This window comes from Bacillus sp. FJAT-42315, assembly GCF_002797375.1.
Taxonomy (GTDB): Bacteria; Bacillota; Bacilli; order Bacillales; family Domibacillaceae; genus Bacillus_CE.
The window spans coordinates 1,963,908-1,978,702 of sequence record NZ_KZ454941.1; the positions used below are offsets into that span (position 1 = coordinate 1,963,908).

Here is a 14,795-nt window from a genome sequence, read left to right on the forward strand (position 1 = left end):
TTCCTTTTTTGCATAGTCTAGCAAGCAACGTTCATACTAAGGGAAAAGGAAAGGGTGTGTGTTGTGTGCCTTATGCTGAAAGCGAAAGCCGCCGAATTTACTATGAGACAGCAGGAGAGGGACCTGCTGTTCTTTTCGTTCACCCACCAGGTATGAGTCAGTTTGTTTTTTGTAAACAGTATCCTTTAAAGAGGCAAATGAAGCTCATTTTGATCGATTTAAATGGGCACGGCAATAGTGAATCCTCTTTATTAGGCGATATGAATAGCTTTTTAGAAGATATTTCAGCCGTTCAATCTGCGGTGAAAGAAAAGAAAATCTTTTTGTTTGGTTATTCAGCAGGAGGCACGATCGTTCAACAGTATGCCCTTGCTTATCCGGATAAATTGAAGGGAGTGATCCTTGCTAGTAGTTACCCAAAAGTGGATGCTCTTTTATTTAAAGTTCAACATCAAACAGGTATTCAGTTGACGGAAAAGGCTCCTTCAGTACTCGCAAAAATGATTTCAAGTAGCCATTTTGAGAGGCAAGAAGAGAAGAAGATAATGTATCAATCGATGATGAAAGCGGATCGCCATATATGGAAACGATTTTATCAATTGTCTTTACATAGTGACTTTACGGGTCAATTGTCCTCTTGGCAGTTGCCTGTATTATCGCTATATGGAGGAAAATCACCGGTCGTCAATAAGTACAGTCACTATTACCGAACGATGCCAAACAGCCGGGTCGTATTAATTAAACAAGCCACTCACCAGCTACCATCGAAATTTTCGACGGAATTAAATCCATTACTTACAGAATTTGTCGAGCGATGGAGATGAATTTTTTTCCGTTTTAAAAAAACTGTATTGCATCCTACAAATCCTTATCGTAAGGTAAACAAAGGGTTGTCATCCATACTGTTTTAGAGAGAAAAAGGGGGAAAACGGATTGAAGAATAGACAAGATCCACGTTTTGTGATCGCTAAAAAAGAGGCTTGGATTGGTATTATTTTAGTGGTCATTAACTTCATTTGGTGGTATGGCTTTGCGTTCGGGCTTGGGGCAGCACCAGTTGAGGAGTATACATATGTATTAGGATTACCAGCTTGGTTTTTTTATAGCTGTGTCGTCGGACTTGTGCTAATGGTGGTGCTTGTCACAATTGTTGTAAAGGTATTCTTTAAAGAAGTACCTTTCGATGAGGATGGTGATCGACTGTGAACATGGCGGTCATTTTACCTTTATTACTATTTTTAATTATTATTTTCTTCATCGGTGTTTATGCATCTAAATATGTACAAAGCTCATCTTCGTTTGTTCAGGAATATTTTCTAGGAAGCAGAGAGCTTGGTGGGTTTATTTTGGCAATGACGATGGCGGCGACGTATGGAAGTGCCTCCAGTTTTTTAAGCGGTCCAGGAGCGGCTTATAACTACGGGTTAGCTTGGGTGCTTCTTGCGATGAGTCAAGTAGCTACTGGTTATTTTGTGCTGATGATTTTAGGGAAGAAGTTTGCGATTATGGCCCGACAATATCAGGCAGTTACACTGGTCGATTTTCTCTATGCTCGCTATAAAAGCCAACTCGTCGTTGTATTAGCGGCTGTTAGTATTATTGTCTTTTTATTTTCGGCGATGGCGGCTCAGTGGATTGGTGGTGCTAGGTTAGTTGAATCGATTACGGGCCTTTCGTATACGACCGCGTTAATCATTTTTGGGGTTTCCGTATTAATTTATGTCATTATCGGTGGCTTTCGCGCGGTAGCGATTACAGATATGGTTCAAGGAGTGATCATGGTTGTAGGAACGCTCATTTTATTCATTGCGGCTTTAAAAGCAGGTGGTGGCATGGAGAATATTATGGGGACGCTTCGAGCGGAGAATCCGAATCTATTAACTCCTTATGGGCATGATCAAAGTTTAACGCCGCTGTTTATCTCTTCATTTTGGATTTTAGTCGGCGTTGGGGTTGTCGGTCTCCCACAAGTGGCGGTTCGAGCGATGAGTTATAAAAATGCCAAGGCGATGCATCGAGCAGTGATCATCGGAACGATTGTCGTTGGTGTCATTATGTTAGGGATGCATTTAATCGGAGTGATGGCTCGGGCGATCGTTCCAGGAATTACAGTCGGTGATAAAGTCATGCCGGAGTTGGCGATGACCATTATGCCGGATTGGCTAGCAGGAATTGTACTTGCCGCTCCGATGGCTGCGATTATGTCAACCGTTGATTCTTTGCTGTTGCTCGTTTCTTCAGCGATTATTAAAGATTTATACTTGCATTTCATCAATAAAAATGCAGAAGAAAAGAAGATCAAAACGCTTAGTTTGTGGGTAACAGCGATCATCGGTATCATCATATTCTTTGTTGCCTTGAATCCACCTAATCTAATCATTTGGTTAAATTTATTTTCATTTGGTGGATTAGAAGCGGTCTTTATTTGGCCGGTCATTTTTGCGTTGTATTGGAAGAGAGCTAACGGAGCAGGAGCGGTCGCTTCGATGATTTCAGGGATGCTCTCTTACATTTTGTTTCACTCCTTTTATCCCAATGCATTAGGGATGCATACTGTTGTTTTACCTATTCTTATTTCATTCATTGTCTTTATTGCGGTGACGTTTTTTACTACAATGAAGCAGGAAAAACACCGAGCTTAATTTGAGCTTGGTGTTTTTTCTAATAATTGATCACTCCATCGGATCGCTTTATTGTAACAGTTGAACAGTACGTCTTCCTCCCATTGTAGCTGTGAGCAAAAGTCACTCGCTAATAACCAATTGGCGGTTTCTATCGACTTAATTAATAGTAGCGCACTAGAGAAAGGGTTTTCTTTTAACAATAAAGCTTCTTTTATCTCGAGGTCGATCGGCAATTCTGCTAAAATACTTTCCATCGGTTTCTCTAAAAGAGCGTCGATCATGGAGAACATACCGAGCAGGAAAAATTGTGAAGCTAGCTGATCCGGAAAATAGTGCCTAGCTAATTGGTCGAGTGTTTTGGCTCGAACGAGAGAGGTTCGCATCACCTCTTCTGAACATGTTCGTTTATTTGTATTCATCATGATAAAAGTAATCCATTTTTTTAATTCGTCTAACCCAATGAGCATAATCGCTTGATGAATCGTTTTAACTTTTTCCCTTTGAATGAAAGCTGTTTTATTTAATAGTTTAAGAAGCTGATAAGATAGCGATAAATTTCCTTCAATGAGCCGAGCAACTTTCAGGATATTAGGTGAAGGAGCAGTCATTTCATTCAAAATCACCGCGTAATTATTATAAAATTCTGGTATCGAATCTCCACTAAGTAAGGCAGGTTTGGAAAAGAAAAAGCCTTGAAACAAAGAGAAGCCTTCTTCTATTGCTTGTTGGAATTGCTCTCTCGTCTCCACTTTTTCAGCAAGCCACCGAATATTATATGTTTGTAGTTCTCTCATCATTCGTTGACGTTCATGTTTTGGTGTTTGCAAAAAATCGACTTTGATAATATTAGCTAGTGGAACTAATTGTTTGTTTTTTTTATGTAATACATAATCATCAAGAGCAAGCGTATAGCCTTTTTTTCTTAGTTTTTGGCAAGATTGAATGAGTTTTTCGGAAGATTCAATATCTTCTAAAATCTCGATGACAATCTTATGCTTTTCTAAAAATGCAGGCGGGTCAATCAACAATAAATTTTCAGTGAAGTTAATAAACAGCATCTTGCCTTCAGATAATCGATCGATTCCAATGTTGAGTAAGCTGTTTTTTAATAGTTCTAAGGTGGCTTGATCACCGTTTGTGATGTCTGCAAATGTTTGTCCTTTTTGATTACGGTAAAGTAATTCATAGGCAACAGTTTCTTCTTCGGTGTTAAATATTGGTTGCCTAGCGACATAAACTGTCATATAAATACCCCACTTATACAAGAGTTATTTTACTATCAAGGTTCAATGGTGTTGTATAAAAACGTCTGAAACTTTCCTGCTTTCATCTCACCTGATATCATACCTAACTTTAATTATTTTCTAGTTATAAGAGAATAGTCGGGATGGTTACCTTATACCTCCTTTTCTTCATTAGGACAAAAGTATCTGGCTTTTCCATTATAAAGGATTTTTTGGGTTGGAAAAAGATCCAATTATTAAATTTTTAATGAGTGCAAATTTATTGGTCTATCATATAAAATATCTATATTTTTGGTCTATCATTCTGAAAAAAATTAAAAAAACAGTTGACTTATTAAATGTGTATGTAATATGATTATTTCAACAATTTGATCGTACATGAAATGAGCGTTGACGAAGAAGAGTAGTTATCATGAATGCTTCAGAGAGCTGGTGGTTGGTGAGAACCAGTGCAGGAGTGATAGTGAATGGCCTTCCGAGCTTCTAGACCGAACCCTGATTGGCAGTAGGCTCTAGCGAATGTCTTATCGTTACAAAAGACATGCATTATAAGCGTTTTGCTTCGATGCAGATTGAGTGGATTGTGAAAACAATCAATAAAGGTGGCACCACGGCTCTCGTCCTTTGCGATGGGGGCTTTTTGTGTTTTTAAAAATAAATAATGCTAAGTCGATGATCAAGAAGAGTAAGTTAGATAGATGCGTAACAGAGAGCCGGGGTAGGTGAGAGCCGGTACGCGAAAGCTGACTGAATGGACTTGTGAGTGGTAGAAGGAAATGACTACCCGGTTTCCACCGTTAACAGGAATGTAAAAGAGGGAGCAATATTGCTCCAATGTGAGGTGGCACCGCGGTATGATCGTCCTCCATAGTCATGAAAACTGCATGACTATGGAGGACTTTTTTATTTTCAAATATTTAATGAGGTGAAAGACGATGATGTATAAATTAAAAGAACTTGAAGGAGATATGCTGACTCCGATTATGCTCTATCATCAAATGAAAGGTGAGAAAAAGTTTTTACTAGAAAGCTCTTATAAGCATGAGCAAAGTGGGCGCTATTCTTTTTTAGGGATGAATCCAACGAAAGAATATCGAGCAACGGGGACAGCGATTGAGGTCATCGACCATCAAACAGAAATGATCGAACAATTCCAAGGGCATAGCTTGAAACAGCTAAAAGAGATGTTACAAGTGCAAAACGAAGCGCAGCCTTTTCCTTTTTTCGGCGGAGCAGTTGGTTATATCGGTTACGATGTCATGTTTCTCGATGAAGTGATCGGTGATGTGCTAACAGATGAGCTACAGATGCCAGATGTTCATTTTATGTTTTATTCGACGTTTTTGGTATATGACCATCTATTGCAAAAAGTGACGATTGTCGCCGTTGATCTTTTTGGTGATCGTAGTGAAGCAGAGCTAGAAGAAGGCATCAACGAGTATGAACAAATGATTAGCGTACAGGCAAACCCTCCTTCGATAGAGGCGATCGGGTCGCTGCAGTTCCAAGGTAATTTGACGAAACAACAATTTAGCGAAATGGTGAATCAAGCGAAAGATCATATTATTCGCGGTGATATTTTTCAAGTGGTGTTATCACAAAGATTATCGTCTGAATTTACTGGCAATCCTTTTTCTTTATATCGAAAGCTAAGAACGTCGAATCCTTCTCCTTATATGTTTTTCGTAGATTTTAAAGACTATACAGTGCTCGGCGCTTCTCCAGAAAGTTTAATTAGTGTGAGAGGTCAAAAGGTCGTCACAAATCCAATTGCCGGTACAAGACGAAGAGGAAAGAATGAGCAGGAGGATCGATTGCTTGAAACCGAGCTTCTCAACGATGAAAAAGAAATAGCTGAACACCGTATGCTCGTAGATTTAAGTCGAAATGATCTCGGGAAAGTATGCGAAATTGGAAGCGTTCATTTAACTAAATATCAGAAGATTGAAAAATATAAACATGTGATGCATATCGTTTCAGAAGTCAGTGGCATGCTTCAAGCGGAGATTCACCCAGTAGAAGCATTATCCTCTTGTTTACCGGCTGGTACAGTTTCAGGGGCTCCGAAGATTCGCGCGATGCAAATCATTAATGAACTTGAAGGTGTGAAACGTGGATTATATGCCGGAGCGGTCGGTTATATTTCATCCAATGGCGATTTAGATTTCGCCCTTGCGATCCGAACAATGATTGTCAAAGAAAATAAAGCATATGTCCAAGCGGGCGCAGGGATTGTGTATGATTCTATCCCGGAAGCAGAATATGAAGAAACGATGCATAAAGCGAAAGCATTATTGGAGGTTAAATCATGATTTTATTAATTGATAACTACGACTCTTTTACGTATAACTTATACCAACAAATTGCTTCTTTAGGGAAGCATGTACGAGTGATTCGCAATGATGAATGTACGCTTGAAGAGATTGAAAAGATGGCGCCGGAAGCGATTGTGCTTTCACCAGGTCCAGGTACACCGAAAGAAGCGGGGATTTGTATGGAAGTCGTTCGTAGCTTCTATCATCGCATTCCGATTTTAGGTATTTGTCTTGGACACCAAGCGATTGCGGCTGCTTTTGGAGCGGATATCGTGCAAGCGAAAACGATTAAGCATGGGAAAGTGTCATTGATTAAGCACGAAGGGAAAGATATTTTCTCCTCGTTTAATGGCCCGATATCGGTGATGCGCTATCATTCCTTGTCTGTCGAGAAAGCGACCTTACCGCAAAAGTTAGAGGTACTGGCTGTTTCTACGGATGATGAAGAAATCATGGCGATTCGTCATAAGGAGTATCCAGTGTATGGACTGCAATTTCATCCAGAATCAATCGGGACAAAAGTAGGCAGCGAGCTTGTTCAGCAATTTTTTCAACAGTACAGAAAGGAGAAAAACATGAAGAACTATTTGCTCAAATTGGCAGATCAGCAAGCGCTTGAGGAAGAAGAAATGATGAATGCGATCGAAGAGATTTTACAAGATGATGCAACGGAAGGAGAAATCGCCGCTTTTCTAGTCGCATTAAAATCAAAGGGTGAAACAGTCGATGAAATCGCTTCTTTAGTCAATGTCCTTAGAAAAAATTCTCTTGGAACGAGCAAACGCTTCATGAATGTGATGGATAACTGTGGAACGGGAGGCGATGGCTCGCAAAGCTTTAATATTAGCACAACGTCCGCGTTCGTCCTTGCGGGGGCAGGAGTGAAAGTCGCGAAGCACGGAAACCGCAGCGTCTCTAGTAAAACCGGGAGCGCCGATGTGCTCGAACATTTAGGAATTTCTCTCGATTATTTAGAAGGAGAGACCGATTACTTATTAGAGGAAAATGGGATCGCCTTTTTGTTTGCTCCTCATGTTCATCCAAAGTTAAAGCGAGTAATGAAGGTGCGGAGAGATTTGAAAATCCCAACAATCTTCAATTTGATTGGGCCGTTAACGAATCCAGTCGAACTCGATACGCAATTACTAGGCATTTATCGCCGGGATATGCTTGATATGATGGCGAGTGTTCTCGATCGTCTTGGGCGGAAAAGAGCAGTGGTCATTAATGGAGCAGGGTTTATGGATGAAGCCTCGCTCGCTGGTGAAAATCATTTGATGCTGTTAGAAGAAGGAAAAACGAAAAAAATGATCATTACTCCAGAAGATGTGGGATTGCCAACATATAGCCTAGAAGCGATTCGTGGTGGCGAAGCAAAAGAAAATGCGGATATTTTAAAGCGAGTGCTAGAAGGAGAAAAAGGAGCTACACGCGATACCGTATTATTAAATGCAGGGATTGGATTGTTTGCGAACGGAAAGGTGTCAACCATTCAAAAAGGTATTCAGTTGGCGAAGGAAAGTATCGATTCAGGAGCGGCTTTATCCAAATTACACTTTTTAATTGAGCATTCAAAACGTCAGCAGAAAGTGGGGATTACAGGATGACGATCACTATATTAGACAGAATATTGGCGAAAAAGAAAGAGGAAGTTGAACAATTGAAAGGGAATGTTCAAAGACAAGTGAATCCTTCAAATAGAAGAAAGTATTCCTTGTATGAATCGTGTAGGCAATCTTCCACAATGAATCTAATTGCCGAAATCAAACGAGCTTCTCCTTCGAAAGGAGCGATCAATTTAAATGTCAATCCACAACAACAGGCACAGCTGTATGAAAGTAGTGGAGCAGATGCCATTTCCGTTTTAACCGATGAACCATTTTTTAAAGGGACGATGGACGATCTGCGAAGCGTTCGTGCCAAGGTGAATGTACCGATTCTTTGTAAAGACTTTATCATCGATCCGATTCAAATCGATCGAGCGGAACAAGCAGGTGCGAACGTCATTTTATTGATTGCGGCAGCCCTTCATCAACAACAGCTTCAGGAACTATATGAGTATGCGACAGAAAGAGCACTGGATATTCTGCTTGAAGTGCATAATGAGGAAGAAATGGAACGAGCACTAGCAATCAACGCAAAGATCATCGGTATTAATAATCGAAATTTAAATACATTTCAAGTTGAGTTAGCGACAACTGAACGCTTGCTTCAATCATATCATCAGCCAGACATTGTGTTCGTATCAGAAAGTGGGATTCAAACGAAGGAAGATGTCGAGCGTGTTCGAGATGCGGGGGCTAAAGCGATTTTAGTCGGTGAAACCTTGATGAAAAGTAGTGACATTCCTCGTACGATCGAGGAGTTAAAAATTAGGCTGTGAGGTGAGTAAGGTGAAGGTGAAAATTTGCGGAATTCAAGACGTGGACATCGCATTACACGCCCAGCAAATAGGGACGGATTATATCGGGTTTGTCTTTGCCAAAAGCAAGCGGCAAGTGTCTGCTGAACAAGCAGCTGCCATATCAGATCGTTTACAAAAAGGTCCGTTAAAAGTAGGCGTGTTTGTCAATGAAGACGTCAAACGAGTAGAAGAAATCGCTGAAGCCGCTTCTCTCGATATCATTCAGCTACATGGAGATGAGTCGCCAGAATACGCCAGAAAATTAACGCGCCCAGTCATGAAAGCTTTTAGTTATTCACCGCAGCTTTCAATGAAAGAGGTACTTGCTTACCCAGCAGACTTGATTTTGTTAGATAGCGCCAAAGGGCCATATCGAGGAGGAAATGGGACGACATTTAATTGGAGTTTGCTTACAAGTGAAACCTTCGATCGTACAAGGCTTATTTTAGCGGGGGGACTTCATCCTGATAATGTACAAGAAGCGATCACAATGATTCAACCAGCGGCTGTTGATGTCTCAAGTGGGGTCGAAACAAACGGTGTGAAAGATTGGACGAAAATGAAAGCATTTATCGATCAAGCGAAAGGAGTAGGTCAATGATGACTGTATATACACAACCCGATTCAAAGGGGAAGTTCGGAATATTTGGAGGAAGGTACGTACCAGAAACTTTAATGCAAGCGGTGCTTGAGTTAGAGGAAGCGTATGAAACAGCGAAACAAGATCCATCATTCATCGAAGAGTTAAACGGATACTTAAAAGATTATGTTGGCCGAGAAAATCCTTTATATTTTGCTCGAAATTTAACGGAAAAAACCGGCGGGGCAAAGATTTATTTAAAGCGCGAAGATTTGAATCATACAGGTGCTCATAAAATTAATAACACGATTGGCCAAGGATTGCTTGCGCTTCGAATGGGTAAAAGAAAAGTTGTAGCAGAAACGGGCGCTGGCCAGCATGGAGTGGCGACAGCGACGATCTGTGCATTATTGAATCTCGAATGTGTGATTTTTATGGGAGAAGAAGATATTAAACGGCAACAGTTAAATGTGTTCCGAATGGAGTTGTTAGGAGCGAAAGTGATCGGTGTTAGTCAAGGAAGCGGGACATTGAAGGATGCGGTGAATGAAGCCCTGCGCTATTGGGTCGCTCATGTAGAGGATACTCATTACATCATGGGGTCCGTCCTTGGTCCACATCCGTTTCCGCAAATGGTTCGCGATTTTCAAAGTGTCATCGGAAAAGAAACGAAAGCGCAAATGCTTGAAAAAGAAGGCAGACTTCCTGATGCAGTTGTCGCATGTATCGGCGGAGGGAGCAATGCGATGGGTATGTTTTACCCATTTATTGATGATAAAGAAGTTCAATTATATGGAGTGGAAGCTGCTGGGAGCGGGATTGAGACCGATCAACATGCCGCGTCTTTAACGAAAGGTTCCGTCGGTGTGCTACATGGAAGCAAAATGTATTTATTGCAAGATGAAGCTGGTCAAATTCAAGAAGCGCATTCCATTTCGGCGGGGTTAGATTATCCAGGAGTCGGTCCTGAGCATAGCTTGTTAAAGGAAATCGGCCGGGTGAATTATGAAGCGGTGACTGATGACGAAGCACTAGACGGTTTTAAATTATTGACGCAAACAGAAGGCATTATCCCTGCGCTAGAAAGCTCTCATGCCGTTGCTTATGCTGTCAAACTTGCGGCTTCAATGTCAAAAGAAGAGACGGTGGTCATTTGTTTATCGGGACGTGGAGATAAAGATGTAGCCGCTATTCAAGAGAGATTAGGAGGATCAAATAATGAGTAAAGAGAAAATAAAGTTCGCTTTTCAAATGCTGAACGAGCCAAATAAAAAAGCCTTTGTTGCTTATATTATGGCAGGGGATGGCGGTTTACATCAATTGAAGGATCAAATGCTTTATTTGCAACAGATTGGAGTCACATTGATTGAAGTAGGTATTCCTTTTTCAGACCCGGTAGCAGATGGCCCTGTGATTCAAGAAGCTGGGAAACGAGCCCTACAGCAAAAAGTAACCTTGAAGAAAGTATTAGATGAACTACGGAGCATAAAAAATGACCTCCACATTCCTTTTGTGTTAATGACGTATTTCAATCCTGTCTACCGATATGGAATCGAACAATTTGCTCATGATGCGGCATTGGCAGGGGTATCTGGTGTGATCATTCCGGATGTGCCGCTGGAAGAAGAGGAGGAAGTAAAACCTTCATTGGATCAACATGATCTTGCACTGATTCGTTTAGTGACTTTAACAAGTCCAATTGAGCGAATAAAGCGCATCACAGAAGGGGCAGAAGGATTTATTTATGCGGTTACGGTTAAAGGGATTACAGGGGTAAGATCTAATTTTCAAGAGGAGGTATATCAATTTTTGCAGTGCATTAAAGCGGAGGCGAAAGTACCTGTTCTTGCTGGGTTTGGTGTTTCTTCAAAAGAGCAGGCACAGGAGCTAGGGCAACATTGCGATGGAGTAATTGTCGGCAGTCAAATTGTTCAGCTATTTCACCAAGGCAGACAAGAAGAGATTGCCAAACTATTGCCTGAATCGACTTTGCCTGTACATGAATGATCTCATCTAAAATGGAATTTGGAGGGTAGCTACATATAAGAGATTACCCTCCAAATTCCATGAAAGACCTATTTTGCAAATGACGAAAGGTCTTCTATCATTTTATCTATCATTTCAGATGTTTCAATTTCCCACGCTATTTTTAAGCGTTCTAAGGCATTAATCGCCTGCTCTTTCAATTGTCTATCCACTTTTCCAGTAAGCTTAATTTGAGCAAAAGCAGTGGCATAAGTCACCATGTCGCTTTGTGTCATATCCATTTCTTTTACATTCATCAAATTGTCTATGTCCTGTCTGGTGACTGTATCCGCTGGAATATATTCCATTCCCCATTCCTCTTCAATAAGCTTTTGTGGAAAAGCTAAAAAATCTAATCGAGGATTTTTTCTGATGATTTCTGACAAGATATCTAAAGTGTCACTTCCTTCATCACTTCCAAAGGGGGCTTCCTCATCCCCACAATCATAATAAAAACTTTCGGTGAAATGTTCAACAAAAGCAGGGTGCGAGGTCTTTGGATGTGGTCCGATGTTTTGATCATCTATGTAAATACGATTCTCAAAATCAAAATCCGTTGATTCCACATAACCTTTTTTTAGTTTCTGTCTAATTAACTTCTCCGCTTCTTGTTGGCATTCTATATTAGAGTCATGTTCTTTTACTTCATACTTTCCGATCGTGCCATATTTTCCGTAGTTCACAGCAAAATCAATCCCACTATAATCAATACTCCAAAACTTATGAGATTTTTCATCTTGATAGATAAATGCTCGTTTCATCGTTTCTCCTCGCTTTCGTAACGATCTATTCATATAATATCCGCAAATAAAAATATAAAAAATACACAATGGGGTATTTGACAAAAAAGAAAAAAGCGTTTAATATACAATTAGAAAATAAGTGAGGGAGATTTTTTTGTTATTTAAAATACCCCCATATGTATAAAAAGGGATGGAGGAGTCGTACATGAAGAAAATTGTTATTATCGGTGGAGCAGCTGGAGGTGCAACAGCGGCAGCGCGTTTGCGTCGAATCGATCCACAAGCAGAAATTATTTTGTTTGAAAAAGGGGAATACATTTCCTATGCGAGCTGTGGCTTGCCTTACTATATTGGTGATATGGTCCCTCAACGTGATTCTTTACTGGTCCAAACAGTAGAAGGAATGACGAACAGATATAATTTAGATATTCGCATTGAAACAGAAGTAACAAACATTGATCGCCAAAACCAAACGATTACGGCTAAACATGTGAAAACAGGTGAACAGTCCGAAGAAACATATGATGTACTCATTTTAGCGACAGGTGCTGCGCCGGTTGTTCCTAATATTCCAGGTGTCGATCAAGCGAACAATGTATTTACATTGAAGACAATTCCAGACGCGGATGAGATTAAACATTGGATGAAAGAAAAAGAACCAGCTCAAGCTGTCATTCTTGGTGGAAGTTTGACTGCGATTGAACTTGCTGAAAACTTACAAAAACGCGGATTGCAAGTGACGATCGTTGAAGCTCACTCACAGCTAGCGCCAGCTCTTGATGAAGAAATGGCCACGCTTGTGCACCAAAAATTACGTGATCAAGACATTAATGTCGTCTTAGGTCAACAAGTCAGCCGTATAGACAATGAAGGAAAACAATTGACATTACAAGATGGAACTGTTCTAACAAGTGATATGACGATCGTCGCTATGGGACTCACGTCTGAAAGTGAACTAGCGAAACAAGCGGGGCTAGAAATAGGAGAACATGGCGGGGTGAACGTTAACGCCAACTTACAAACGACGGATCCAGTGATTTATGCTGTCGGTGATGTGGTTGAGGCTAGTGAGTCGCCGTCTGCTTCTTTCACCAATCGTCAAGGAAGAGCTGTAGCGGATCATATTTATGGAAAGAACGTGCAATATAGCGGGTCGATCGGTACGACAGCAACGAAACTATTTGATTTAACTGTTGCTGCGACAGGTAAAAACGAAAAGACGTTGCAAGCATTAAATGTTCCATACGAAGCGGTGCATATTCATCCAGCTTCTCAAGCAGGGTACTATATCGGTGGTAGCCCGATTACATTGAAGATGACGTTCCATCCAAAAACAGGAGAAATTTACGGTGCGCAAGCGATCGGATTAACGGGTGTGGAAAAAAGAATTGATGTCATTGCGACAGCGATTAAAGCAAAAATGAATGTGTTTGATCTACAAGATCTTGAACTGATTTCTGCACCTGCTTTCTCTACGCCGAAAGATCCAGTGAATATGCTCGGTTATGTAGCCGGCAATATTGTAGATGGAGAAGCAAAGCCTGCTCATGTGCTACAAATAGATGAAGTGATTGCTAAAGGTGGCATGGTCATTGATGTTCGTGAACCGTTAGAACGTGAAATGGGTTATATAGAAGGAAGTAAAAATATTCCGCTCGGTGAGTTGAAAACGAGATTAAATGAAATTCCGAAAGATCAGCCTGTGTATGTTTCCTGCCAAGTCGGACAAAGAGGATATTTAGCGTCCAATCTGTTAAAAGAAAGTGGGTTTGATGTGTATAACGTCAGCGGCGGCTATAAAATGTATGCGAGCATGAAACGCGATCAAGAAGAGCGTCAACAACCAATTCAAACGAAAGTAGTAGGTGAACAACAACCGATGACCCAATCTATTCAACCAATGACAGGTGATGTCAAAGCAGATGTCCAATTAAATTGTATGGGGCTTCAATGTCCAGGCCCGATTAGTCAAGTGTTCCAAACGATGAACAAAATGAACGATGGGGAAGTGTTAGAAGTAAAAGTAACCGATCCGGGCTTCATTACCGATATTAAAGCATGGAGTAGTAAAACAGGGAATACCTTCCTGAAAAATGAAACGGTGGACGGAGCAACTGTCGTATACGTTCAAAAAGGAGCGGCTAATCAAGGACAAACAGCAAATGCTCCATCAGCAGCTAACGGTCCTAAAGGAGCGACACTTGTTGTATTTGACCAAGATCTTGATAAAGCCATTGCTTCCTTTATTATCGCCACAGGCGCAGCAGCAATGGGCAAGAAAGTCACGATGTTCTTTACTTTCTGGGGCTTAAATATTTTACGCCGAGAAGAAGCAGTATCTCAAGAAGGAAAAGATTTCATTGAAAAAATGTTCAATAAAATGATGCCGCGTGGACCGAAACAGCTGCCGATTTCTAATATGAATATGGGCGGAATGGGTTCGAAAATGATTCGTACAGTAATGGAGAAGAAAAACGTCGATAGCCTAGAAAAGCTAATGGCAACAGCAATGGAACTCGGAGTTGAAATTACAGCTTGTGCGATGAGTATGGACGTGATGGGGATTCGTGAACACGAGTTAATTGATGGCGTTCAAATTGGCGGTGTCGCTGCTTATCTAGGTCAAGCAGAAGATTCCAATGTGAACTTGTTTATTTAACATATCCCGAAAGAATTCCCCTTCCTCAAGGAGCGTGAAGGGCACAGCCCAGCGAGTAGGGAGGGGATGAATGTCGGTTCGGCACAGCCGAAAGCGTTTGGTAGAGGACCTCTCGAATTTTGTCGAAAGAAAAAAGGATGGAATTTTCCATTTGTTATTGATAGGAATATATGTTCGTTATATAATGATGACAAAGGAGGG

The 14,795-nt window shown here is 40.8% G+C and carries 12 protein-coding genes and 2 other annotated features; of the genes, 10 read left to right on the forward strand and 2 right to left on the reverse strand.

The genetic code is table 11. The features are described from left to right. Positions 1 to 65: 65 nt before the first annotated feature. The 3 genes from CEF22_RS09685 (at position 66) to panF (ending at position 2,642) form a co-directional block, all read left to right on the forward strand. Positions 66 to 824 (forward strand): alpha/beta fold hydrolase, encoded by a 759-nt coding sequence (locus CEF22_RS09685; RefSeq protein WP_100402700.1) that lies wholly within the window; start codon positions 66 to 68, stop codon positions 822 to 824. A gap of 109 nt (positions 825 to 933) precedes the next feature. Further along, a complete protein-coding gene (locus tag CEF22_RS09690; RefSeq protein ID WP_100402701.1) occupies positions 934 to 1,206 on the forward strand; it encodes a YhdT family protein in 273 nt (90 codons plus the stop codon). Next, positions 1,203 to 2,642, forward strand: a complete 1,440-nt coding sequence (panF, locus tag CEF22_RS09695) for a sodium/pantothenate symporter (RefSeq protein WP_100402702.1) — start codon at positions 1,203 to 1,205, stop codon at positions 2,640 to 2,642. Before CEF22_RS09690 ends, panF begins: the two co-directional genes overlap by 4 nt. Here the strand turns inward: panF and CEF22_RS09700 are convergent. After that, a complete protein-coding gene (locus tag CEF22_RS09700; RefSeq protein ID WP_100402703.1) occupies positions 2,639 to 3,868 on the reverse strand; it encodes an EAL and HDOD domain-containing protein in 1,230 nt (409 codons plus the stop codon). The two genes, panF and CEF22_RS09700, sit on opposite strands and share 4 nt — an antisense overlap. Before the next feature lie 381 nt (positions 3,869 to 4,249). Further along, positions 4,250 to 4,496, forward strand: a binding site (T-box leader). A 35-nt stretch (positions 4,497 to 4,531) separates the two neighbouring features. Continuing rightward, positions 4,532 to 4,737 (forward strand) — a binding site (T-box leader). A 66-nt stretch (positions 4,738 to 4,803) separates the two neighbouring features. On the opposite strand from CEF22_RS09700, the gene trpE reads away from it, so the two are divergent. From trpE to trpA, 6 genes are read left to right on the forward strand one after another with little or no spacing between them, the layout of a single operon-like run. Next, complete coding sequence (gene trpE, locus CEF22_RS09705; RefSeq protein WP_100402704.1) at positions 4,804 to 6,180, forward strand: anthranilate synthase component I; 1,377 nt, start codon at positions 4,804 to 4,806, stop codon at positions 6,178 to 6,180. Then, on the forward strand, positions 6,177 to 7,790 hold the full coding sequence (locus tag CEF22_RS09710; RefSeq protein WP_100402705.1) for a bifunctional anthranilate synthase component II/anthranilate phosphoribosyltransferase: 1,614 nt from the start codon (positions 6,177 to 6,179) through the stop codon (positions 7,788 to 7,790). Before trpE ends, CEF22_RS09710 begins: the two co-directional genes overlap by 4 nt. After that, positions 7,787 to 8,566, forward strand: a complete 780-nt coding sequence (gene trpC / locus CEF22_RS09715) for an indole-3-glycerol phosphate synthase TrpC (RefSeq protein WP_100402706.1) — start codon at positions 7,787 to 7,789, stop codon at positions 8,564 to 8,566. The genes CEF22_RS09710 and trpC overlap by 4 nt, the downstream gene beginning before the upstream one ends. 10 nt (positions 8,567 to 8,576) lie before the next feature. Continuing rightward, complete coding sequence (locus CEF22_RS09720; protein ID WP_100402707.1) at positions 8,577 to 9,188, forward strand: phosphoribosylanthranilate isomerase; 612 nt, start codon at positions 8,577 to 8,579, stop codon at positions 9,186 to 9,188. After that, positions 9,185 to 10,393 (forward strand): tryptophan synthase subunit beta, encoded by a 1,209-nt coding sequence (trpB, locus tag CEF22_RS09725; protein WP_100402708.1) that lies wholly within the window; start codon positions 9,185 to 9,187, stop codon positions 10,391 to 10,393. The genes CEF22_RS09720 and trpB overlap by 4 nt, the downstream gene beginning before the upstream one ends. Next, entirely contained in the window at positions 10,386 to 11,174 is a 789-nt protein-coding gene (gene trpA, locus CEF22_RS09730) for a tryptophan synthase subunit alpha (protein ID WP_100402709.1), read from the forward strand. Before trpB ends, trpA begins: the two co-directional genes overlap by 8 nt. Positions 11,175 to 11,242: 68 nt before the next feature. On the opposite strand, the gene CEF22_RS09735 is transcribed toward trpA, so the two are convergent. Next, positions 11,243 to 11,953, reverse strand: a complete 711-nt coding sequence (locus CEF22_RS09735) for a WGR domain-containing protein (protein ID WP_100402710.1) — start codon at positions 11,951 to 11,953, stop codon at positions 11,243 to 11,245. Positions 11,954 to 12,140: 187 nt separating this feature from the next. On the opposite strand from CEF22_RS09735, the gene CEF22_RS09740 reads away from it, so the two are divergent. Next, positions 12,141 to 14,594 (forward strand): FAD-dependent oxidoreductase, encoded by a 2,454-nt coding sequence (locus tag CEF22_RS09740; protein ID WP_100402711.1) that lies wholly within the window; start codon positions 12,141 to 12,143, stop codon positions 14,592 to 14,594. The last annotated feature ends 201 nt before the right edge of the window (positions 14,595 to 14,795 follow it).

Coding starts and splice junctions, on each gene's coding strand:
- CEF22_RS09740 (WP_100402711.1), top strand. CDS start 12,141: ATGAAGAAAATTGTTATTATCGGTGGAGCAGCTGGAGGTGCAACAGCG.
- CEF22_RS09735 (WP_100402710.1), bottom strand. CDS start 11,953: ATGAAACGAGCATTTATCTATCAAGATGAAAAATCTCATAAGTTTTGG.
- trpA (WP_100402709.1), top strand. CDS start 10,386: ATGAGTAAAGAGAAAATAAAGTTCGCTTTTCAAATGCTGAACGAGCCA.
- trpC (WP_100402706.1), top strand. CDS start 7,787: ATGACGATCACTATATTAGACAGAATATTGGCGAAAAAGAAAGAGGAA.
- CEF22_RS09710 (WP_100402705.1), top strand. CDS start 6,177: ATGATTTTATTAATTGATAACTACGACTCTTTTACGTATAACTTATAC.
- CEF22_RS09700 (WP_100402703.1), bottom strand. CDS start 3,868: ATGACAGTTTATGTCGCTAGGCAACCAATATTTAACACCGAAGAAGAA.
- trpE (WP_100402704.1), top strand. CDS start 4,804: ATGATGTATAAATTAAAAGAACTTGAAGGAGATATGCTGACTCCGATT.
- trpB (WP_100402708.1), top strand. CDS start 9,185: ATGATGACTGTATATACACAACCCGATTCAAAGGGGAAGTTCGGAATA.